Here is a 23,236-nt window from a genome sequence, read left to right as displayed (position 1 = left end):
GTCGCTCAGTGGGGGCGTACCGGATCCGGTCCGCGACCGTCGTCGTTCCGCCGAAACCGGTACGCTCGCACGATTCACCACGAAAGGGCCCGCGCCGGAACACCGGTTCACGCAGGAAAGCCCCGACCATCATGGTCGGGGCTTTCCGGTGGAGGGAGTGACGGGAATCGAACCCGCGTCTTCAGCTTGGAAGGCTGAGGTATTAGCCACTATACGACACTCCCGTTGCTGCGAGGACGACGATACACCACGATTCGGAAGCATGAAAACCGGCAGGCAGTGCCACTCGTCGACGGGGCCGGGGCGGACACTGCACCGAAGAGACACGGTCCGTCATGCCGATCCTGCGGCACCACGGGTGGTTACGGGGCCCCGCTGTTGCCGTGGTTTTACGGCACCCCGTAACATCGTCGCCAGCAGAACTTCTGGAGACATCAGTTCTGCTGCCGGGATATGGCGCAGTTTGGTAGCGCACTCGCTTTGGGAGCGAGGGGTCGTGGGTTCAAATCCCGCTATCCCGACGGGTATCGACCGGATGTCGGTCAGACAGGGTGCTCGGCCAGGCGGCAGCCCCGGGGACGAGAGCGATTAAGTCCCCGGAGAGCCGACCCCCGTGTCTACCGTCGTCGGCAGCACGATAAAATCGACAGCGACCATTACCGGTGGCAGCCTCCGGCCGTCCTCGCCCGCCCTGTGTTTCACCGTCCGGTGGACCCGCAGTAGGTGGGGTAGTGAGACCCGGAGGTGACGCGGACGGACGATCCCGTGGCTCCACCGGCCGCAAGTACACAGACCAAGAACACACAGGAGTGTGCATCCGTGAAGAGCTCCGTTGAACAGCTGAGCGCCACCCGCGCCAAGCTCACCGTCGAGGTTCCCTTCGAGGAACTGAAGCCTGAGTTCGACAATGCCTACAAGTCCCTCGCCCAGCAGGTCAGCCTGCCCGGCTTCCGCAAGGGCAAGGTTCCGGCGAAGATCCTCGAGGCCCGTCTGGGTCGCGGATCGATCCTCAATGAAGTTCTCAACGAGATGCTGCCGAGCCGCTACAGCCAGGCTGTCGAGGAGAACGACGTCAAGGCTCTCGGCCAGCCTGAGATCGACATCGCCGAGCTCGAGGACAACGACCACGTCACCTTCACCGCAGAGGTGGACGTCCGCCCCGAGATCGAGGTGCCGGACTTCTCCGACCTCTCCGTCGAGGTGGACGCACTCGAGGCGGACGAGGAGTCCGTCGAGTCCGAGCTGACCAACCTGCGTGCCCGTTTCGGCACCCTGAAGCCGGTCGAGCGCGCTGTCCAGGACGGCGACTTCGTCTCCATCGACCTCACCGCCACCGTCGACGGCGAGACCGTCGACGAGGCGTCCTCCGAGGGACTGTCCTACGAGGTCGGTACCGCCTCCCTCGTCGAGGGGCTGGACGAGGCGCTCACCGGTCTGTCCGAGGGCGAGTCCAAGGAGTTCACCACCACGTTGGTCGCCGGCGAGCACGCCGACAGCGAGGCCCAGGCAACCGTGACCGTCAAGTCGGTCAAGGAGCGTGAACTGCCCGAGCTGGACGACGACTTCGCTCAGCTGGCCTCCGAGTTCGACACCCTCGATGAGCTGAAGGACTCCCTGAAGTCGCAGGTCGAGGAGCAGCTCAAGGGTCAGCAGGCCGCGGACATCCGTGACAAGGTTCTGGCCGCCGCCCTCGAGAAGACTGAGGTCGCCCTGCCGGAGTCCGTCGTCAAGGAGCAGGTCGACGGTCAGATCCAGCAGCTCGTCAGCCAGTTCGGTGGCGACGAGGCCGTGTTCGAGCAGATGCTCGCCGCCCAGGACATCACCCGCGAGAAGTTCGAGGAGGACGCCCGCGAGGGTGCCGAGGACTCCGTGCGCACCCAGCTGTTCCTGGATGCACTGGCTGACATCGAGAAGCCGGAGGTCTCCCAGCAGGAGCTCACCGACCACATCCTGTTCACCGCACAGCGCTACGGCATGGATCCGAACCAGTTCGTGATGCAGCTCCAGCAGTCCGGCCAGATCGCGAACCTGTTCGCCGACGTCCGCCGCGGCAAGGCTCTGGCCATCAACATCTGCAAGGTCACCGTGACCGACGACAAGGGCACCTCCATCGACCCGAAGGACTTCTTCGGCGAGGAAGCTGACCTCACCGAGGGTGACGCTGATGCGGCCGGCGAGTCCGCTGAGGCCTCTGACGAGGAGAAGGCAGACAACTAGGTCTGGCCCGACCAGTCTGGTCGTCACCGCCGCGGCCCCGGGAGCTTTCCGGGGGTTGCGGCGGTGTTTTTCGTTCGCACCGGTCCGGAGCCCACCGGAGAGTCGGCGGGACCGGTGACGGAGAGGGATAGGGATAGGTCCAGACCGGCCACCGTGCGCTGACAGCGAACATGGCCCCGGGGAGGGGCGTGGGCGCACGGGGTTGACTAGTCTGGTGCACAGTCCAACACGTGAACTTGAGCGAGGAGCATAAGTGAGCACTAACGACATGTCTGCCGGTCAGGCACTGCGCCAGGCGCAGATGGCCTCTACCGCGGGGATGAACCTCAACGACTCGGTGTTCGAGCGTCTGTTGCGCGAGCGCATCATCTTCCTGGGCACCCAGGTCGACGATGAGATCGCCAACAAGCTCTGCGCACAGATCCTGCTGCTCAGTGCGGAGGATCCCGAGAGGGACATTTCGCTGTACATCAATTCGCCGGGTGGGTCGGTGACCGCCGGCATGGCGATTTTCGACACGATGCAGTTCGCGCCCTGCGACGTCGCCACGTACGGCATGGGGCTGGCTGCCTCGATGGGGCAGTTCCTGCTGTCGGCGGGCGCAAAGGGCAAGCGGTTCGCCCTGCCGCACGCCCGCATTATGATGCACCAGCCGTCTGCGGGTGTCGGTGGTACCGCCGCCGACATCGCCATTCAGGCGGAGCAGTTCGCACAGACCAAGCGTGAGATGGCGGAGTTGATCGCCGAGCACACCGGTCAGTCGCTGGAGCAGATCCAGAAGGACTCCGACCGCGACCGCTGGTTCACCGCCCAGCAGGCGCTCGAGTACGGGTTCGTCGACCGCGTGATCAGCTCGGCGAAGGAGCAGTAAGTAGAGATGGAAAGCAACAACATGAACGGTTTCACCCACGCCAGCGAACTCACCGGCCAGGTGTCGGGCGCCCAGATGCCGACCTCGCGGTACATCCTGCCGTCGTTCGTCGAGCATTCCTCCTGGGGTGCCAAGGAATCCAACCCGTACAACAAGCTCTTCGAGGAGCGCATCATCTTCCTAGGCACCCAGGTTGACGACGCCTCCGCGAATGACATCATGGCCCAGCTGCTGGTGCTCGAGGGGCTCGACCCCGACCGGGACATCACGATGTACATCAACTCCCCAGGTGGTTCTTTCACCGCCCTGATGGCCATTTACGACACCATGCAGTACGTCCGTCCGGACATCGTCACCGTCTGCCTGGGCCAGGCCGCTTCCGCGGCGGCTGTGCTGCTGGCTGCCGGTACGAAGGGTAAGCGGGCAGCTCTGCCGAATTCCCGCGTGCTGATCCACCAGCCCGCCACACAAGGTACGCAGGGGCAGGTCTCGGACCTCCAGATCCAGGCTGACGAGATCGAGCGTATGCGTCGCCTGATGGAGACGACGCTGGCACGCCACACCGGCCAGACCGAGGAGCAGGTCCGGAAGGACACGGACCGTGACAAGTTCCTGACGGCCGAGGGTGCCAAGGAGTACGGGATCATCGACCAGGTCTTCGAGTACCGCAAGCTCTCCTCCCAGTAAGGGAGGCAGGTCCTCGACGACCGTCGGGCCGCATGGGAGAACGGATGTCATCCGCTCGCCCGTGCGGCTTTGTCGTGTCCGGCGGGGTAAAGACAGTGCTGTTGTCAATACGTGTTCTTGATAACCCTTAACTACCCCCCTGGGTGACCCCCGACATCGGGCTCGGTGCGGTGAAAGTGCAGTACACCGACATGTCGGCCACGAAAAGTAGTTCGCTGTGTGAACGACTTTGCGCATAGCGCACGGGCTATTACGGTGAGATCCACATCACGTTCCCGCAATCCCGCAGAAGGGGTCACCATCATGGTTCCCATCAGTAACGTCACCACCGACGGAAGCTTCGCTCCGCTGCATTTCCCGGAGTACCGGACGACCGTGCTCCGTAACCCGAACAACGACCTGCTGATGCTCCCCGAGCGACTCGGAGAGACCACCGGCCCCGTCTTCGGTGAAGGCGCGATCGGTGACGAAGACAACGACATGACCAAAGCCAACGGCGGCGAAGCCATCGGCCAGCGCATCTTCGTGCACGGCCGCGTACTCGGTGCCGACGGTAAGCCGGTCCCGGACACCCTCATCGAGGCATGGCAGGCCAACTCTGCCGGACGCTACCGGCACAAGAACGACTCCTGGCCCGCACCGCTGGACCCCCACTTCAACGGTGTGGCACGGACGTTGACCGACAAGAACGGCGTCTACAGCTTCTACACGGTCATGCCCGGTGCCTACCCGTGGGGGAACCACACCAACGCCTGGCGTCCGGCACACATCCACTTCTCACTGTTCGGCCGTCAGTTCGCCGAGCGCCTGGTCACCCAGATGTACTTCCCCGGTGACCCGATGTTCTTCCAGGACCCGATCTACAACTCGATACCCGAGGGCTCCCGTGAGCGCATGATCTCCGTCTTCGACTACGACGAGACCCGCGAGAACTTCGCCCTGGGCTACAAGTTCGACATCGTGCTGCGCGGACGCGACGCCACCCACTTCGAGTGACACCCGCCCCACAATCCCCGACAGGAGAAGACAGATGATCGACAGCGACCCCACAGGCCCGTTCCGCTACCCGGTGTCCGACATCAAGGACCAGGATGAAGCACCCCAGGGCATCATGCCGTCCCAGACCGTCGGCCCCTACGTCCATATCGGGTTGACGACCCCCGGCGCCGAGAACCTCATCGACGAGGACGCGATGTCCTTCGCCGCCGGTGACGTCATCGAGGTCACCTTCTCGGTCACCGACGGCGCCGGGCACCGTGTCAAGGACGCCATGATCGAGCTCTGGCAGGCCGACGGTGACGGGATCTACCCCTCACCTCTCGACGAGCGCTCGGACGAGGGCTCGTTGAAAGGCTGGAACCCGTTGCTCGGCGCCGGCATCGGTCGAGGGATGGTCGACGACGACGGGGAGGTCACCTTCCGTACCCGCCGTCCCGGCGCAACCCCGGCCACCGCCGACGGTGCGACCGACCATGCGACCGACCATGCGACCCAGGAGGCACCCCACCTGAAGGTCGGTGTCTTCGCCCGCGGCATCCTCGAACGGCTCTACACCCGTGCCTACTTCCCGGGCGCCGAGTTGGGGGAGAACCTGGACGAGGATCCTGTCCTCGCCGTGGTCCCTGAGGATCGCCGTGCCCGGCTCGTGCTCACCGAGGAAAGCACGAACGCCTACCGCATGGACATCGTCCTGCAGCATGACGACGCATCCGCCGAAACCCCGTTCTTCCAGGTCTGATCCGGTGAACGAATCAGAACGGTGCCCCGTGGACGGGCTGGCACGCACCTTCTACAGCGACATCGCCTCGGGCGACACCACCGCGATGGCCGCGGTGTCGGACGCAGCCTTCATCGCCCGGATGGTCGACGTCGAAGCCGCTCTCGCACTGGCAGTGGGGGACGCCGGCCTCGTCGACACTGGGACGGCGTCGGCCACCGCGCGACTCATCTCGGCAACAGCCGTCGACGGGACAGAGCTGGCGGCGCTGTGCGAGGCGTCCGTCGCCGGAGGAAACCCCGCGATTCCGCTCGCCCGACGGCTCAAGGCGGCGGCGACGGATGCCGGGATCGGCGTATCCGCGGTACACCGCGGTGCCACGAGCCAGGACATCATCGACAGCGCCCTGGTGCTGTGTCTCCGTGACGCCGGCGACGCGATCATCGCCACGACGGATCAGTTGACCCGGGATCTCGCCGATCTGGCACGGACCCACCGGACGACCCCGGTCATCGGACGCACGCTCGGTCAGCAGGCGGTACCGACGACATTCGGCGTCATCGCCGCAGGATGGCTGCGGCAGGTTGCTGCCGCGGCCGCCCGTCTCCGCGACGATCTTGACGCACTTCCGGTGCAGTACGGTGGCGCCGCCGGGAACCTGGCGGCCACCGCACCGTCGGGTCTGTCGGTGCATGCGGCACTGGCCCGGCGTCTGGGACTGGCGGATTCCCCGGTGGTGTGGCACACCGACCGGCTCCCGCTGATCCACGTCGCTACCGCACTGGCGGCGTTGGCGGGCTCCGTCCGCAAGGTCGCCGGAGACGTGATCGTGTTCTCCGCCACCGAGGTGGGGGAGTTGCGGGAGTCGACCCCGGGCGGATCCTCGGCGATGCCGCACAAGGCCAACCCGGCTGCGGCCATTGCCGCCGACGGCTACGCCCGACGGACCCCGGCGCTTGCCGCCACGATGCTGGACTGCATGGACCAGCGGATGCAGCGGGCGACCGGTGCCTGGCACGCCGAATGGCAGACGGTACGCGACCTCGCGGCCGCCACGGCCGGAGCAGTGAACCGTACGCGGGCCAGCATCGACGGCATCACCGTCGACACCGACGCGATGCACCGCAACCTCGCGCTGACGGGCGGGGCGGTCCTCGCCGAAGCTCTGGGCAGATACGTACCCCGTGGGGACATCGACCGGGCCGTCGCCGACGACACCCTCGGCGAACTGATCGAACGGGCCCACCGTGACCACGGTTTCAGCACCGACCCCGCCGACCACACCGGACACGCGGCCGACATCGTCGACGCCGTGCTGGACGACCTGAAAGGAACCCCTCATGAGTGATTCTGACGCCTACTCCGCCGGACGTGACGCCGCGCACGAGCGCGGAATGCGCAACCGGCGCGCCGTCCTCGGCGACGAGCACGTCGACCGGTCCATCGCGAAGAAGACCCCGGTCACCGAGAAGTTCCAGGACTTCATCACCCGCACCGCATGGGGGGACGTCTGGGAACGTCCGGGCCTCGACCACACCCAGCGGCGTCTGCTGACCATCGCGATCCTCACCGGCGTGGGCAACGACGGCGAACTCGACATGCACATCCGCGCCGCCCTGCGTGCCGGCATCGACGCGGACACCATCGGCGAGGTGCTGTTGCACACGGCCGTCTACGCCGGCGTCCCGAACTCGAACCACGGCTTCTCGTTGCTGAACGCCGCCGTCCGGGACCTGTCATGACCGGCCACACCCCGGTCGCCATCATCGGCGCCGGCCCTGCCGGACTCACCCTGTCACACCTGCTGCACCAGCACGGCGTGGAGTCGGTCGTGATCGAATCGCGGTCACGTCACGAGGTCGAGACCACCGTGCGCGCCGGGATCCTGGAACAGGGCACACTGGACCTCATGCGCCGCACGGGCGTGGGCGACCGCATGGAGCGCGAAGCCGACATCGACGAGGGAATCGAGATCTCGGTGCAGGGGGAGCGGACCCGCATCCCGTTGACTGACCTCACCGGGCACACCGTGGCGGTGTACCCGCAGCACGAGTACCTCATCGACCTGATCGCCCGGCGCCTGGCCGACGGTGGTGACCTCCTGTTCGACACCACCGTTGACGCGGTGACCGGTACGGAGGACGCTCCGGTCATCGACTACACGGATTCGTCGGGGCGGTCCGAGCGGCTGCGTGCCGACTACGTCGTCGCAGCGGACGGCTCGCGTTCGCCTCACCGCGGCACGGTCGATCCCACGGGCGCGGGACGTCACCGTCACGAGTACCCGTACGCCTGGTTCGGTGTGCTGGTCAATGCGCCGAAAACCCAGAAAGAACTGATCTACGCCACCCACCCCGAGGGCTTCGCGCTGATCTCCACCCGGTCGGACTCCGTGCAGCGCTACTACCTGCAGTGCGATCCGTCAGACACGGTGGACGACTGGTCGGACGACCGGATCTGGGAGGCACTGCACACCCGGGCCGACTCACCGGATCTGCGCATCTCCGAGGGAGAGATCTTCGACAAGGCGGTGCTGCGGTTCCGTTCCGCGGTGACCGAGCCCATGCAGCGGGGCAGGCTCTTCCTGGCCGGCGACGCCGCCCACACCGTCCCGCCGACGGGGGCGAAGGGCATGAACCTCGCGATCGCCGATGTCGCGGTGCTCGCTCCGGCCCTCGTGCGGGCGTTGCGGGGACGTCCGGAGCTGCTCGCCGACTACTCCGACATCGTCCTGCCTCGCATCTGGCGGGCCCAGCACTTCTCCTGGTGGATGTCATCCATGCTGCACCAGGCACCCGACGCGACGACGTTCGAGTCCCGGCGTCGTCTCGCAGAACTGTCCTCCGTCCTGTCGTCTGAGGCAGGACGCCGCTACCTGGCCGAGCAGTACGTCGGCCGTGATCTCCCGGAATTCGAGGTCTGAGCCATGCCCACCACGGCCACTAAATCGACCGCCTACGTCACCGTCCTGTGCTGGTGTGCGGTCCTGCTCGACGGGTTTGACCTGGTCGTGCTCGGCACGACGATCCCGTCGATGCTGGACGACCCGGCCTGGGACCTCACCGGTGCCCAGGCCACCCAGATCACCACCATCGGGTTGGTCGGCATGACCATCGGTGCCCTGGTGATCGGGTTCCTCACAGACAAGCTGGGGCGCCGACGGGTGCTGATCAGCGCAGTGTTCCTGTTCTCGGTGTTCACCCTGTTCCTGGCGTTCACGACGAACGTCACATGGTTCTCCCTGTGGCGTTTCCTTGCCGGTGCCGGGCTGGGTGGCGCCTTGCCGACCGCGATCTCGCTGGTCACCGAGTTCCGGTCCGGGCGCAAGGCGGGATCGGCGTCCACGACCCTGATGACCGGCTACCACGTCGGTGCGGTGCTCACCGCCCTGCTGGGCATGTTCCTCATCGACGCCGCCGGCTGGCACGCCATGTTCATCGCCGGAGCGATCCCGGGTCTCATCCTGGCTCCGGTCCTGTTCTTCATGCTGCCGGAATCCCCGGCCTTCCTGAGGATCAAGGGACGCGTCGAAGACGCGGAAGCCATCGAACAGGCCTACGGTCTGCAGGTCGACACCGAGATGGACACCCTGCAGGCGCAGGAGGAGGGAGAGAATGCCGAGGGAATCCGTGCCCTGCTGCAACCCACCTTCCGGGTCAACACCCTCGCGATCTGGGGCACGTCCTTCATGGGCCTGCTGCTCGTGTACGGACTGAACACCTGGCTACCGCAGATCATGCGTGAGGCGGACTACGACCTGGGTAATTCCCTGGCCTTCCTGATGGTCCTGAACGTCGGTGCCGTGGTCGGCCTGGTCATCGCCGGACGCGTGGCGGACATCCGTTCACCTCGGTCGACGGCCCTGATCTGGTTCCTGTTCTCAGCGGTCTTCCTCGCGTTGTTGGCGATCAGGCTGCCGTTGGTGGGCCTGTACATCATCGTCTTCCTCACCGGCGTCTTCGTCTTCAGTTCGCAGATCCTGATCTACGCGTTCACCGGCGAGAACCACCCCTCGTCCACCCGGGCGACCGCCATGGGATTCTCCGCCGGCATCGGGCGACTCGGTGCGATCTCCGGGCCTCTGCTCGGCGGTATTCTGGTCACGGCCGAGGCCGCCTACCCGTGGGGCTTCTTCGCGTTCGCGATCGTCGGCCTGCTGGGCTTCGCCATCTTCTCGTTCTCCCGGACGTTGCGTCCGTCGACGATTGCTGCAGTAGAAGGAAAGGACGTCCGGTCATGAGTACCTCACCAACCACGCCGACCACACCGAACTCACCCACCACGCCGCAGAAGACCCCGAAGCGGGCCGCACTGTCCAGCTGGGTCGGCTCCGCCCTGGAGTACTACGACTTCGCCGTCTACGGCACCGCCGCGGCGCTGGTCATCAACGTCCTGTTCTTCCCCGAGGGAACCTCGCCCGGCGTGGCGGTGCTCGCCTCCATGGCGACGGTCGGTATCGCCTACGTCGTCCGGCCCCTCGGCGCCTTGATCATGGGACCGTTGGCCGACCGCTTCGGACGCAAATTCGTCCTGATGCTGTCACTGTTCATGATCGGTGCGTCGACATTCGCCGTCGGTTGTCTGCCGACGTATGACCAGGTCGGGTTGCTGGCCCCGCTGCTGCTCGCCGTGTGCCGTATCGTCCAGGGCATCTCGGCCTCCGGCGAACAGGGCAGCGCGATCGCGGTGTCGCTGGAACACGCCGAAGAACAGCACCGTTCCTGGACCACGGCCTGGACACTGCACGGCACCCAGTTCGGAACACTGCTGGCCACCGCCGTCTTCATTCCTTTCACCGCCTTCCTGTCGGACGATGCCCTGATGAGCTGGGGATGGCGCGTGCCGTTCTGGCTCTCCGCCTTCGTCGTGCTCATCGCCTGGGTAATCCGCCGTCGACTGGAGGAGCCGCCGGCCTTCCAGGAGACCGCCGCCGAGGTCGAGGAGGCCAAGGAGGACGAGAAGGAGGTCGAACAGGGACAGGCCCGGCAGGACACCGCCGACATCGACCCGAAGACCGTGGAACGGGTGGCTGCCCGAGCCGCTGCCGCGCGACACAATCCACTCCAGCTGGTGCTGAAGTACCACCGCACCGCCGTGATCCGGGTCGCCTTCGCCGCCCTGATCAACACGGTCAACATCGTCTTCACCGTCTGGTCGCTGTCCTTCGCCACGTCCATCGTCGGTCTGGACCGCTCCACGATGCTGTGGGTCACCGTGACCGGCAACATCTGTGCCCTGGTGTCCATTCCGCTGTCCGGGTCGGCGGCCGACCGCTTCGGGCGGAAGAAGGTGTTCATCACCGGTGCCCTCGGTGCCGCGGTGGTGATGTACCCCTACCTGATGGCGGTCAATGCCGGGAACTGGCCGTTGATCTTCATCCTCGGTGCGGTCATGTTCGGCCTGTTCTACTCCATGTCCAACGCCACGTGGCCGGCCCTGTACGCGGAGATGTTCCCGACCTCGGTCCGGGTCACCGGCGTCGCCCTGGGAACGCAGATCGGCTTCGCACTGTCCGGCGGTTTCGCCCCGGTGCTGGCCTCCCTGGTCGCAGGATCGGACGGGGACAACTACCTCGGTGTCGCACTCTTCTCCTCGGTCGTCGCCGTCCTAGTCTCCGTCGCCGTCGCCACCACCCGGGAAACCGCCTTCATGACACTCGACGAGATCGACGCGGGTGACACATTCGTGCAGAAAGTGAAGCAGGAGCAATGAGAACTTCCGTAGCCACCGTGTGCCTGTCCGGCACACTCGCCGAGAAACTCCGTGCCGCGTCCGACGCAGGGTACGACGGTGTCGAGATCTTCGAGCAGGACCTGGTCGTCTCCCCGCACTCTCCGGAGCAGATCCGGGCCAGGGGAGAGCAGCTGGGACTGAGCTTCGATCTCTACCAGCCGTTCCGTGACCTGGACGGGGTGGACGAGGACCAGTTCCTCGACAACCTGCGGCGCCTGGAGTCGAAGTTCAGGATCATGCAGCGACTGAACATCGACATGATCCTGATCTGCTCGAACGTCGGTACCGCCACTGTCGACGATGACGAGGTGTGTGCCTCCCAGCTACGCCGGGCGGGTGAACTTGCCGCCGGCTACGGTATCCGGCTGGCCTATGAGGCGCTGGCCTGGGGAAAGTTCGTCAACACCTACCGGCGTGCGTACCGCATCGTCGAGTTGGCCGATCACCCCAATGTGGGTACGTGCCTGGACAGCTTCCACATCCTGTCCCGGGGTGACGACCCCTCGGGCATCACCGACATCCCGGCCGAGAAGATCTTCTTCGTCCAGCTCGCCGACGCGCCCCGTCGTGACATGGACCTGCTGTCCTGGTCCCGGCACCACCGGGTCTTCCCCGGCGAGGGTGACTTCGACCTGGTGGGGTTCCTCCGTCTGCTCACCGTCGCCGGCTATGACGGGCCGGTGTCGCTCGAGATCTTCAACGACTCGTTCCGCCAGGCCGACGTGACCCGTACCGCCGTCGACGGGTTGCGTTCACTGCGGTGGCTGGAGGACCAGGTCTACCGGGTTCTGGACGCCGATTCCGGTCCCGGTTCTGCCCCCGGCTCGTACCCGGTGGGGCTCGCCGCCCTGCCGGAGGCGACGACCCCGAGTGCCTACAGCTTCGTCGAACTGCACACCGGCCGTCTCGGTGAGATCACCAAACTCCTGCACCAGCTGGGATTCGTCCTGGGGGGATACCACCGCACCAAGGAGGACTTCCAGGTGTGGGTGCAGGGCGACGCACGCATCGTGGTCCGGGACCTGGGGCCGACCGGCAGCGACACCGTCATCGACAGCTTCGGCGTCGACGTCGAGGGTGCGGGACAGTCGGCGGCACGGGCGGAGAAACTCTCCGCACAGCCGATCGTGAGGCAGCGCCAGGACGATGAAGCCGAACTCCACGGTGTCTACACCCCCGACGGCACCGGCATCTTCTTCTGCGAGGCCACGGAGGACGGTGTCCCGGTGTGGGCGGAGGAGTTCGGCCTGATCGGGGAGGACGTCCGGACCATCGAGGCGGTCACCGACGCCCACTCCCGGATCACCGGGGTGGACCATGTGGGACTGGCACAGCGGTGGCACCGGCACGACGAGGCCGCCCTGTACTTCACCTCCGTGCTGGGCCTGCAGGCCCATGCCCCTGACGCGGTACCGAGCCCGGCCGGCTACGTGCACTCACGGGTGATGTCGGCGCCGCACGGGAGCTTCTCCCTCACCCTCAACGTCGCACCCGAGGGCAGTGAACAGGGCGACTTCCTCGCCGCGTCGTACCCCGAGCACGTGACACTGGAGGTCACGGGCATCATCGGGCTGGCCCGACGGGCCCGCCGCCGTGGCCTGGAGATGTTGCCGGTCCCGGAGAACTACTACGACGACCTCGTCTCCCGCTTCGACCTCGACGACGACACCGTCACCGAACTCCGCGAGTGCAATGTGCTCTACGACCGCGATGAACACGGGGAGTACCTGCGTTTCTACACCGGCACCCTGGGCACGATGTTCTTCGAACTCGTCGAACGTCGCGGCGGCTACGCCGGGCACGGCGTCGACAACACACCGGTGCGACTCGCAGCCCAGTACCGCGTCCTGCGCGACGCCACCCGCGGCATCCCCAGCTGACAAGCCACAGAGAGAAGGTATCGACCATGACCGCCACACCCGCCCGTAGTTTCCTGCTCGGACTGATCGGCACGGACCTGTCGCTGTCCCGCACCCCGCCGATGCACGAGGCAGAGGGACTGGCACAGGGGCACCCCACCGTGTACCGCCGTCTCGACGTCCTCACCGACCGACTGAAGGAGCGGTCCCTTGACGAGCTGTTGTCCAGCGCCCTGGACCTGGGGTTCGACGGGCTGAACATCACCCATCCCTTCAAGCGCGAGGTCCTGGGCCTGCTCGACGAGGTCGACCCGGTGGCCACTCGGCTGGGCTCAGTCAACACCGTGGCGATCCGTGACGGTCGCACGTTCGGCTACAACACGGACGTGACCGGCTACGCCCGTGGCCTGGCGGAGCAACTTCCCGACGTCTCCAAGCGCTCCGTGGTGCAGGTCGGTGCCGGAGGAGTGGGCAACGCGATCGCCTTCGCCCTGGCGGAGGCCGGTGTCGAGGAGCTCCAGATCCGTGACGTCGACGCCGCACGTGCCGCGGAGCTCGCCGGGAACCTCAACACCGCCACCGGCACATCGATCGCGACCGGCGGCGGCCCTGACGGAGTCGAGGACGCCATCGCCGCTGCGGACGGCGTGGTGAACGCGACTCCACTGGGGATGCTGAGCCATCCCGGGACGTCCTTCGACACGTCCTGCCTGACCCCGGACCACTGGGTCAGCGACGTGGTCTACATGCCGGTGTCCACTCAGTTGCTGCAGGAGGCGGAGGCTGCGGGATGCCGGACGCTCAACGGCACCCACATGGCGGTGTACCAGGCGGTGGACGCGTTCGAGCACTTCACCGGGCTTGCCGCGGACGCGGACCGGATGCGGGCGACGTTCTACTCATTGGGCTGACCACCCTCCGCGTTCAACGTCGCTGCAGTGCGCCGGACAATTCGGTGCGCCCCCGGATGCCGAGCTTGCGGTAGCAGCTGGTCAGGTGGTGCTCCACCGTCTTCGCCGACAGCGTCAGCTCCCGGGCGATGTCCCGGTTGGTCGAGCCGTCGGCGGCCATGACCGCGATCTGTTCCTCCTGGGTGGTGAGCGTGCCGGAGGTGGACCCCGACGCCGACGCGGTGGGGGACGATGCCGCACCCGAGATCCCCGCCGCGCGACGCTCCCGCCGGCACCGTTCGACCATCGCCGGTGCCCCCATCGACGCGAAGACCTCCTCGGCACGGCCGAAGATCTCGTCCGCACGTCGACGTCGACCGAGTCGACGGAGGACCTGACCGTATTCCAGCAGGACACGGGACTGGTAGGCCCGCATCGGGGTGTCGGTGATGATGTCCACGGCCTCGTCGAAACACCGCACGCCGGCATCGACGTCCCCGCGTCGCAGCAGGATGCTTCCGCGGGGGACGCGTAGCTTCGCGGCGACGGAGGCCAGTCCGCGCGCTCCCGCACGCTGTTCGGCTTCGGTGACGACGGCATCGGCCGCACGTATCTTCCCGGCGCGCACGAGACACTGTGCGTAGACGTCCTCCCACGGCCAGAACCCGGGCTGCTGGGTGTCTTTCTCGGTGCCGATCCTGGCGAGAGACTCACCCACGCGGAGCGCAGCCACCAGATCACTGCTGGTGGCGGTGGTGATCATGCGGCTCATGGCGGCGGGCAGCCGTTGAATGAGGAACGATTCCGGGTCGTCGGGCAGCCGGCTGGTGTACTGGCGTGACGCGGAGAAGTCACCTTGGAAGGCGGCGACCTGGGCACCGGTCCACAGCAGGAGGGGGTCGAGCAGCGTACTGCCGTGGGCGTCGCCGGTGGCCAGACCGCGTTCGACGGTACGGCGGGCGGTCTCGAAGTCGCCGAGGACGTAGTGGGTCCGGGCGAGCCAGGCATCCCGCCAGATCCGCAGGACGGGCGAGAGTGTCGGCAGTGGCGACGAGAGCATCTCGCGGGCGGAGAGAGGGTCGTCGTTGACGAGGGAGAGCCAGCCGTTGACGAGGCGGTGGGGGCCGTCCAGCTGGTCCGTCGGGGTGCCCGAGCCGTCGATGATGCTGGTGGCGACGCTGATGAGCAGGTCGTGGTCGGCGGAGGTGGCGTGTTCGAGCATGCTGTGGGGGTCCCAGTCCGCGAAGGCGAGGAGCGCCCGCTGACGTTCGACCCCGGGACCGGCGGCATCGTCGGATGCACTGTCGCCCAGCGCGGCATAGGCACGGCGGCGGTCCCCGGCATGCATCGCGAGGAAGGACACACTCGGCGCCGGTCCCAGGGAACCCTGTGACCAGAGCCGGGCGGCGGGCAGGTCACCTGACCGGGTCAGGGCCTCCACCGTCTCGGCGGTGGTGTTGTCGGTGCCGGCACCGTCCGGGAGGATGCACAGCAGGTCCGCCGCAGCCTGCCATTCACCCTGGTCGTGGTACCTGGTGGCGAGTGCGCGTATCTGCGGCACGACGTCGTCGCCCGTGCCCGGCCCGCCGGCCAGGGCGGCCTGCAGCCGGTGGTACAGGGCGCGCCCGGGGTCGGTGTGTGCGTGTCCGGCACGCTCGTGGAGGTCAGCGGATACCCGGGGCGGGGTCTGTTCCAGTACGGCCGCACGGTGGCGGGGGTCGCGGAACTCGACTGCCGGTCCGGCCACGGTGCGGAGCACCAGGGAGAACAGCTCGTCGTCGGCTGCGGTGGGCTCTCCGAGCAGGTTCTGCAGCAGGGGCAGCGGTACGGGATCTGCGGACGGCCCTCCACCGACCGCAGTGGCGCGGAGCAGGTCGACGAGCTGTCGTCGCGCCTGCGGTGGACCGGCACCGGCCGTGCCACCGTCCAGCGCATCCGACAGTGCTACCGACCAGCTGTCCGGCACCGCGGGCACCCGTCCGGCCCTGATATCGGCAGGGGCGCCGTCGAGCAGTTCGGTCAGCAGGTCGACACGCCCGCCGGTCATGGTGTGCAGAGCTGTCGCCAGGCGTGGCGAAGGGAGCACGCCGCTCGAGGACTCCACCGATGCGCCGACGTCCTCGGCGGACAGTGGTGGCAACACGACCTCGACGTCCCCGAGGCGGAATGGTGGCGTCGGTTCATGACCGGTGGCAGCCGTGGTGGCGACAACCACCGTGCGTGAGGCGTGGTCGCCGCCGTGGACATCCTCGTACAGGCGGCGCAGGGTCCCCGGGTCAGCCAGGTGGACGTCCTCGACGAGGACGAGAGTGTCGGTGGAGTCGTCGGGAAGCGACAGGACGCCGGGGCGATGCGGCCCGGGTAACAGTCGGGTACGGACCACATTCCACGTCGGCGACCCGGTGGCGACATCATGGAGCACTCCGGACGTTCCGCCACCGGAGAGGTCACGGACGACGATGACGAGTCCACTGCCTGGTGTGACGGTCTGTTGGTGGGCGAGGATCTCCCTGACCTGCGGATGGTGGAGGCGGGGCTGTCCTCCGCGGTGGAAGAGAGGCACGCCGGTAAGTCTACCGCCCGGGTACGGGTGTGGGGCCGGTGCAGCAGAGTCTCACACCAGGAACACCAGGCTGAGCGCTCCGCACAGCACGGTGGCAGACAGGACTGCCGGGACCATGACCTTCAGCAGACCGGACCGCGTCGGCACCGGCCACGCCACATCAGCCCTGCCGTCCCCGTCGGTCCGGCGGTCCCTGCCGGCGATCATCCGGTAGGCGAGTTCGATACGCGCCGGGCTGGCAGCCACGGCCCAGCCCGCCGCCACATTCTGCGCGGCCATCATCCAGAACGGTGAGACATCCAGGGCGTGGGCGGCGGCGATCTGCGTGGTACCGAACATGGCGTTGGCCCCGGTGCCTGACGCCGTGATGTAGCCGGACAGGGCCGCCAGGAGCGGAGACACGGCCAGGTAACCCATGCCCAGGCTCGTGAGTGCTCCGGCGAGTGCGTCCGCCAGACCACCGGCACCCATCACCGTGCCGAACACGACATACAGGGTGGTCGGTATGCCCACCTGGAGAAGCATGCTGCCAGCCTCGGTGGACAGCGTAACGCGGGTCCCCCTGTCCGGGGTGAACAACAGCACGCCCGTCGCTGCCCCGGCCAGAGCCCACAGCGCCGGGGACTCGAGCACCGCGGCGACGGGGGAGAGGTCAATGTGCGAGGCAGTCCACTGACCGGTGACCGTCCCCAGCACCAGGACCGCATAGGGCAGCAGTGAGGCGCCCGGGGCGGGGAGAAGACGGCCACGGCGGACGACGAGCAACCAGAACACGGCCACGACCGCTGCACCGGCTGCACCGGCGACGGGCGTCCCCAGCACCCAGTTCGCGGCGGAGATACTGGCCCAGAGCAGTAGCGCAGAGCCCGTCCCCGCAGCCACCCACCGCAGATGGTGCGTCATGCGCAGGTCTCCGGTATGTGTGTGCGTTGAGGAGTCGCGGCCGGCGATGACGGCGATGAATATCCCGGACACCACGAAGACCGGGAGCGACAACAGGGCTGAGGCCAACCCCATGTCCCGCAGCGACGACCCCGCGATGTCCGAGGCCAGCAGGGTGCCCGGGGCCATCGACCCCCACGGACTGACAGTGAGCCCCAGCAACACCATTGTTGCGGCGGGCATGGGGGTGAACCCGCAGGCCAGCATCAACGGCAACCCGATGAGGATGGTCACGCCGAAGCCGGTCACCGATTCGATGAAGGGGACCACGCCGTGGGTCATCAGCAGCGCAGCCGCGACCGACGTGCCGCCACTGGACAGCCACGTGGCGATGTTGTCCTGTGCCCCGGTGTGGTGCATCACCCGCGCCAACAGAGCGCCGGCACCGATGATGGCCGCCACCTTCAACAGTGTCTCCCAGGAGCCCCCGGCGGCACCGGCGAGGTCCCCGACGCTGCCGTCGAGCACGACGAGGCTCACCACCGACGCCGCGGCAATGCCCGCCACAGGAGGTGCCCAGGCGGGCAGTCGCGTGAAGAGGAGGATGATCGTCAGCGCGACAGGGGCGGCGGAGAGAGCGGCCTCGACCACCTAACGGCCCTCGGGCGATGCCGTTCCCTGGACCGTCCCCTGGACCGTCCCCTGGGCCATCTCCCGTCCGGCGACGTAGCCGAAGGTCAGTGCAGGGCCCAGGTTGATGCCTCCGGCAGGGTAGAACCCACCCATGACCGAGGCGCGGTCGTTCCCGGCGGTGTACAGGCCCATGACCGGAGACCCGTCCTCGCCGAGCACCCGGGCACGCCCGTCCGCGGCAATTCCCGCGAACGTGCCGAAGCTGCCGGGGCGGACCTTCACCGCGTAGAACGGACCATTCTCCACCGGCGCCAGCGACGGATTCGGCCCCACTTTCGGATCACCGCCGTACCTGTTGAACTCGGTCTCACCACGGTGGAAGTCCGGGTCTACGCCGCGTCGGGCGTTCTCGTTGAACTCTGCCACGGTGTCCTCCAGTCCGTCCGGGTCGATGCCGCACTTCTCCGCAAGCTCCCGCAACGTCCTGCCTTTGACCAGGTAGCCGTTGCGTACATACGGGAACAAGGGTACCGGGAACGGTTTGGCCATCCCCAGCGGGTAGTGACGGACGAACGTGGAGTCGGCGACCTGCCAGGACTGTACCGGTTCGCCGTCGGGCGCGGCGGAGAACATGGCGTCCACGTAGTCGTAGTAGCCGTTGGCTTCGTTGACGAACCTCCGGCCGGTGGACACCACACCGATGGAGCCGGGCTTGGCCCGGTCCATGATGTGGGGGAACGTGCCGACCTTCCCGTTGAGGTACGGGACCTCCGACACCGGACACCACGCCGCCGGGGACTTCAGGTCCGTACGGGACGCCGCACCGACGGCCCGTGCCATCCGTAGGCCGTCGCCGCTGGCCTCCGTCGGTGCCAGCGTCCAGTGCTCCTGGCCGGTAGGGGTCCGGGGGAACAGGTCACGCCGAAGCTCGACGTCAGCGGGGAAGCCGCCGGTGGCAAGCACGACACCCCGGGACGCGGTGAGCACCCGGGTACCGTCCGGGCCCTGGACTGTCACGCCGGTGACCCGTCCGGCAGAGTCGGGGACCAGTTCCCGGGCCGCGGTACCGGTCAGCAACTCGACACCGAGGTCATCGGCAGACGCGGCGAGACGTCCGACCAGCGCGGCACCGTTGACCATCTGCATATTGCGCCGGTGGACCATCATGTCCCACATGTGCACCAGCACGCGGCGGGCCGCATGGAACCATCCGCGCACGTCCCCGCGGGACGCGGAGAGGAACTTCTTCAGGTCGGGCCCCGCCATGATCCCCATCCCCAGGAACGACGTCTCGTAGAGCTGGTGGCGCAGTTTCGCCCGTACCTCCGGGCGGACCTTGCGACCGTTGAACGGTGCAGGCCCCACCGACCGGTGCCCCGTCCCCGCGCCGGGAAGGTCACCGTAGATGTCCTTGATCGCGGCACCCGGGGTGAACTGGAGTGCAGTCTGAGTGTGGAAGAAGTCGACCATCTCGGGCGCGGCGTCCAGAAAGGCGTCGATGTTGTCGTCCTGGTAGTGCTCACCGATCACGGCACGCAGGTAGGTACGGAAATCCTCGGTGTCCTCGACGACCCCGTCGCGCCGGGCGAAACTGGTGCCCGGTGTCCAGGCCCACCCTCCGGACCAGGTGGTCGCCCCGCCGAGAACATCGGCCTTCTCCACCACGGCCACGGACAGCCCGTGGTGGGCGGCGGTCACTGCGGCGGAGAGTCCACCGGCGCCGGAGCCGATCACGACCGTGTCGTAGGTGGTTGTCGGCGTTTCCGTCATGATGTCTGTCCTCCGGTCAGGGTGGTTGTGCTGTCGTACAGGTGGCGGATCCAGTCTGCGGCTCCGCGGCGGGTGATCTCACCGGTGTTCGGGACCTCCACACTGACCGGGAGGTCCTCGGGCAGTGGGCGGAGGTACCGCGTCAGGTCCTGGTCGCCGTCACCCGGCGCCAACCGCAGCGCCCGTGATTCCTCGACCAGACCGTCCACCGTGGAGGGCGCCTGCGCCGGACTGTCACACACCTGCACCATGTCCACGAGATCGCTGATCTGCGCCAACTCCTCCGGGGTCGCGCCGAACCGGACCAGATGCAGGGTGTCCGCCAGGACACGGGCACCGGTGTCCCGCGCGATCTGTGCCGCCACCGGCAGGGAACGCACACTGCGGTAGGAGATCGGTTCCAGCGCAGGGGTCACGCCGTATGGTGCGGCGTCCTGGACCAGGCGTCCGAGTGTGTCGGTCAGCCTGGCGAGATCCTCGTCTCCGGCGGCGACGGTGAACCGGGTGGCACCGAGTGCCTGGGACGCCTCGAGGGCCGGGAGCCATGTGTCGCGACCGGTGTCGGCGTCGATGCGCAGGAATTCGGTGTCGACCACCGACAGCCCGGTCTCGGCGAGCGCGGTCAGCGTGTCTGCCAGCAGTGGTGAGCCCGGTGACAGGTCGTAGGACGGTTCGTCGGCGGTGACGGCGAGGACGCGCAGACCGACGAAGTCGAAGCCGGCCTCGGCGGCCAGCCTGACCAGGCGGTCGGGTGGGACAGTCAACGCGGACAGTGGGGCGAGTCCGAGGGGCCTCATGCGGTCACCTCCGGTGCGGCGTCGGTTGCCGGGCGCACCGGCACACCGGTACGGGATGACTCGTAGACGGCGAGCAGTACCGCCAGTGACCGGGTGGCGTCGTGACCGGTCACCGCCGGTTCGCGTCCCTCCCGGACGGCGTCGACGAAGTCGGCGACCTGGGCGGTGTGGTGGGGGATCAGCGCGCCGTTGATGGTGCGGAGATCGGCATTGGCCTCCAGCCCGTCAGGGTAGTCGGCCGTGGTGGTCACCGCTCCGCCCTCCGCGCGCAGGACGGCCCGGCCGTCGGTGCCCTCGGGGTACTCCAGGATCGCCCGGGTGGTCCCGGAGGAGCCGGTGACCTGCACCCGGGCGCCGAGGGCGGTGTCGGCGGCGGTGGTCGCGGTGATCGTCGCCAGTGCCCCGGACGCGAAAGTGACCGTGGCGACCGCCGTGTCCTCGACCTCAATGTCGTGGGTGAACGTGGCGATCTTCCCCGAGACCTCGACCGGGTCGCCGAGCATCCAGACCAGCAGGTCGATGTAGTGGATGGCCTGGGTCATCAGTACGCCGCCTCCGTCGTTGTCCCAGGTGCCGCGCCACGGTGTCGCCGAATAGTACGTGGGGTCGCGGTGCAGCAGGACGGTGCACTGTCCCAGGATCGGCTCGCCGAGACGGCCCTGGACAAACTCGGCCTTCATCTCCTGTGCAGCAGGCCAGAAACGGCGCTGGAACAGGACGCCCAGGTGAACGCCGGCCGTGTGGCAGGCCGAGGTCATGCGTCGGGCGGAGTCGAGGTCGATCGCGACGGGTTTCTCACACAGGACATGGACACCGGCGGCTGCGGCGGCGAGGACGACCTCCTCGTGGGTGGGGTGCGGGGTGCACACCGAGATGATGTCGACACCGCTGGCGAGTACCTCGTCGACGGTGGTGACCGCCCGTGCGATGCCGTACTGTGTGGCGGTCCGGTGGGCGCGGTCGGGATCGATGTCGCAGACGACGGTGACCTCGGCGCCTGCCACGGCAGCGAATGCCTCGAGATGGTTACGGGAGATCGCGCCGCAACCGACGACGCCGACCTTCAGAACGGGGGTGGACATCTTCTTCTATTCTCCTTTGGTCGTGTGTGAGGTGGTACGTGACGCCTCCAGGTCCGCGGTCTCCGAGACCACGGAGGAATCCCGTGAGCCGGCCGCAGCGAACAACTCCAACTGGTCGGCACGGGTGAACTTCGGGGTGTCTTTCAGCCCCAACTGGTCGAGTGGGGTGAATGCGGTCTCGCGGGTGCCCATGATCACCAGCGAGGCGACCGCGACACAGACAGCGACATAGACGACGACGGCGTGCCAGCCGCCCCAGGATTCCAGGGCGGTTGCGATGGCGGGAGTGAACCCGACGATCACGAGGCCGATCTGGTTGCCCATCGCCATGCCTGTGTAGCGCACCGGGGCAGCGAACATCTCAGGGAAGAAGATCGTCCACACACCGTTCCAGCATGAGTAGAAGAAACCCTGGTTGAGGATGCAGAGTATGAAGATCAGGGTGAGGTTCGCGTCCGTGATCGCCTGGAAGTAGAGGTAGGTTGTGATGATGCTGCCGACGGCACCGACGATCAGGACGGGTTTGCGCCCGTAACGGTCGGACATCCAGGCAGCCAGGGGAATAATCGCGATGGATACTCCCAGGGCGATGGTGTTGACGGTAACCATCGTGGACCGTTCGATGCCGGAGTTCTGGGTGGCGTAGGTCAGCGCGTAGACATTGAAGGTCGTCTGGACGACGGAGTAGAGCGTGATCAGGACCACGCGGAGGACATCGATGCTCTGGCTCTTCAGCACGGCGAGAGCTGGGACGTGGTGGACGACCTCTTCCTCGTCTGTCTCGCTGAGTCGTTCCTCGGTCCGTGCCACCGCGTCGGGTTCTTCAAGGCGGGTTCTCACGAAGTAGGCGACCAGGAGCACGACGGCAGAGAGGAGGAAAGGAATCCGCCAACCCCAGCTCATCAGCTGGTCGTCGGGGAGCATGAGGAACGGAAGGAACACGACACCGGCGAGCACATTGCCGACCGAGCATCCGATCATCACCGAGCTGGTGAACAGTCCGCGTCTGCCTTCCGGCGAATGCTCCATGGTCATCGTCGATGCTCCGGCGGACTCGGCGCCGGCGGAGAACCCCTGGGCTATGCGGCAGGTGACGAGCAGGACCGTCGCCCAGATCCCGATGGAGTCGTAGGTGGGTAACAGTCCGATCGACACTGAGGCGCAGCCCATCACGACCAGGGTCACCAACAGTGCGGTTTTGCGGCTGATCCGGTCGCCGACGTGTCCCATCACCAGTCCGCCGATGGGACGGGCGATGTAGGCCACTCCAAAGGAGGCGAGGGACCCCATGGTGGCGACGACGGCATTGCCCTGTGGAAAGAAAAGCTGGTTGAACAACAGTGCCGATGCCGTCCCGTAGACGACGAAGTCGTAGTACTCGAGGGTGGAACCGAGCAGCGATGCTGCGGCGGCTTTCTTCGGCGCGTGGTGGACGTGCAGGAGGGCGGTGTCGTGCTCAGATGTGTCGGCGGTACCGACCACAGGGGATCGGTCCGGGGATGAGGTGCTAGGCGTCACAGTCACGGTCAACTCCA

General features: G+C 67.1%; 18 protein-coding genes and 2 tRNA genes. 13 read left to right on the top strand and 7 right to left on the bottom strand.

All coding sequences use genetic code 11. The annotated features are described in order from the left end of the window. Window positions 1–149 precede the first annotated feature (149 nt). Window positions 150–224, bottom strand: a tRNA-Gly gene (locus BJF89_RS14915). 223 nt (window positions 225–447) lie between these two features. Here BJF89_RS14915 and BJF89_RS14910 point away from each other — a divergent pair. The 13 genes from BJF89_RS14910 (at window position 448) to BJF89_RS14850 (ending at window position 13,995) form a co-directional block, all read left to right on the top strand. Beyond that, window positions 448–521, top strand: a tRNA-Pro gene (locus tag BJF89_RS14910). Window positions 522–819: 298 nt separating this feature from the next. Beyond that, window positions 820–2,217 carry a trigger factor gene (gene tig, locus BJF89_RS14905; RefSeq protein ID WP_075815867.1) on the top strand — a complete coding sequence of 466 codons (1,398 nt, stop codon included), beginning with the start codon at window positions 820–822 and terminating at the stop codon, window positions 2,215–2,217. A gap of 268 nt (window positions 2,218–2,485) precedes the next feature. Next, a complete protein-coding gene (locus BJF89_RS14900) occupies window positions 2,486–3,088 on the top strand; it encodes an ATP-dependent Clp protease proteolytic subunit (RefSeq protein WP_075815866.1) in 603 nt (200 codons plus the stop codon). 21 nt (window positions 3,089–3,109) lie between these two features. Beyond that, window positions 3,110–3,775: an ATP-dependent Clp protease proteolytic subunit gene (locus BJF89_RS14895; RefSeq protein WP_052540903.1), complete on the top strand. Its 666-nt coding sequence runs from the start codon at window positions 3,110–3,112 to the stop codon at window positions 3,773–3,775. A 303-nt stretch (window positions 3,776–4,078) separates the two neighbouring features. Beyond that, a complete protein-coding gene (gene pcaH, locus BJF89_RS14890; RefSeq protein WP_075815865.1) occupies window positions 4,079–4,771 on the top strand; it encodes a protocatechuate 3,4-dioxygenase subunit beta in 693 nt (230 codons plus the stop codon). Between the two features lie 34 nt (window positions 4,772–4,805). Next, complete coding sequence (pcaG, locus tag BJF89_RS14885; RefSeq protein ID WP_075815864.1) at window positions 4,806–5,513, top strand: protocatechuate 3,4-dioxygenase subunit alpha; 708 nt, start codon at window positions 4,806–4,808, stop codon at window positions 5,511–5,513. Between the two features lie 4 nt (window positions 5,514–5,517). After that, window positions 5,518–6,840: a lyase family protein gene (locus tag BJF89_RS14880; protein ID WP_255372684.1), complete on the top strand. Its 1,323-nt coding sequence runs from the start codon at window positions 5,518–5,520 to the stop codon at window positions 6,838–6,840. Continuing rightward, the gene (pcaC, locus tag BJF89_RS14875; RefSeq protein ID WP_075815862.1) at window positions 6,833–7,234 is read left to right on the top strand and encodes a 4-carboxymuconolactone decarboxylase; all 402 of its coding nucleotides are present in this window, start codon (window positions 6,833–6,835) and stop codon (window positions 7,232–7,234) included. The genes BJF89_RS14880 and pcaC overlap by 8 nt, the downstream gene beginning before the upstream one ends. Next, on the top strand, window positions 7,231–8,415 hold the full coding sequence (locus tag BJF89_RS14870) for a 4-hydroxybenzoate 3-monooxygenase (protein ID WP_075815861.1): 1,185 nt from the start codon (window positions 7,231–7,233) through the stop codon (window positions 8,413–8,415). The genes pcaC and BJF89_RS14870 overlap by 4 nt, the downstream gene beginning before the upstream one ends. 3 nt (window positions 8,416–8,418) lie before the next feature. Next, window positions 8,419–9,732, top strand: coding sequence for an aromatic acid/H+ symport family MFS transporter (locus BJF89_RS14865; protein ID WP_075815860.1), 1,314 nt, complete (start codon window positions 8,419–8,421; stop codon window positions 9,730–9,732). Beyond that, window positions 9,729–11,204, top strand: coding sequence for an MFS transporter (locus tag BJF89_RS14860; RefSeq protein ID WP_075815859.1), 1,476 nt, complete (start codon window positions 9,729–9,731; stop codon window positions 11,202–11,204). The genes BJF89_RS14865 and BJF89_RS14860 overlap by 4 nt, the downstream gene beginning before the upstream one ends. Continuing rightward, the gene (locus BJF89_RS14855) at window positions 11,201–13,105 is read left to right on the top strand and encodes a sugar phosphate isomerase/epimerase and 4-hydroxyphenylpyruvate domain-containing protein (protein ID WP_075815858.1); all 1,905 of its coding nucleotides are present in this window, start codon (window positions 11,201–11,203) and stop codon (window positions 13,103–13,105) included. The genes BJF89_RS14860 and BJF89_RS14855 overlap by 4 nt, the downstream gene beginning before the upstream one ends. A gap of 26 nt (window positions 13,106–13,131) precedes the next feature. Next, entirely contained in the window at window positions 13,132–13,995 is an 864-nt protein-coding gene (locus tag BJF89_RS14850; RefSeq protein WP_075815857.1) for a shikimate dehydrogenase, read from the top strand. Between the two features lie 13 nt (window positions 13,996–14,008). Here BJF89_RS14850 and BJF89_RS14845 read toward each other — a convergent pair whose 3' ends face one another. From BJF89_RS14845 to BJF89_RS14820, 6 genes are read right to left on the bottom strand one after another with little or no spacing between them, the layout of a single operon-like run. Further along, entirely contained in the window at window positions 14,009–16,537 is a 2,529-nt protein-coding gene (locus tag BJF89_RS14845; RefSeq protein WP_075815856.1) for a LuxR C-terminal-related transcriptional regulator, read from the bottom strand. Window positions 16,538–16,588: 51 nt separating this feature from the next. Beyond that, on the bottom strand, window positions 16,589–18,070 hold the full coding sequence (locus BJF89_RS14840; protein ID WP_075815855.1) for an L-lactate permease: 1,482 nt from the start codon (window positions 18,068–18,070) through the stop codon (window positions 16,589–16,591). Then, window positions 18,071–19,822 (bottom strand): FAD-dependent oxidoreductase, encoded by a 1,752-nt coding sequence (locus BJF89_RS14835; protein WP_075815854.1) that lies wholly within the window; start codon window positions 19,820–19,822, stop codon window positions 18,071–18,073. It lies immediately after the preceding gene. After that, window positions 19,819–20,619 (bottom strand): sugar phosphate isomerase/epimerase, encoded by an 801-nt coding sequence (locus tag BJF89_RS14830; protein ID WP_075815853.1) that lies wholly within the window; start codon window positions 20,617–20,619, stop codon window positions 19,819–19,821. Before BJF89_RS14830 ends, BJF89_RS14835 begins: the two co-directional genes overlap by 4 nt. Continuing rightward, window positions 20,616–21,701, bottom strand: coding sequence for a Gfo/Idh/MocA family protein (locus tag BJF89_RS14825; protein ID WP_075815852.1), 1,086 nt, complete (start codon window positions 21,699–21,701; stop codon window positions 20,616–20,618). Before BJF89_RS14825 ends, BJF89_RS14830 begins: the two co-directional genes overlap by 4 nt. Before the next feature lie 6 nt (window positions 21,702–21,707). Continuing rightward, complete coding sequence (locus BJF89_RS14820) at window positions 21,708–23,183, bottom strand: MFS transporter (protein WP_083650884.1); 1,476 nt, start codon at window positions 23,181–23,183, stop codon at window positions 21,708–21,710. Between the last annotated feature and the right edge of the window lie 53 nt (window positions 23,184–23,236).

Origin of the sequence: Corynebacterium sp. CNJ-954 (assembly GCF_001942345.1) — a bacterium.
Taxonomy (GTDB): domain Bacteria; phylum Actinomycetota; class Actinomycetes; order Mycobacteriales; family Mycobacteriaceae; genus Corynebacterium.
This window is presented reverse-complemented; position numbering and strand designations above follow the sequence as displayed.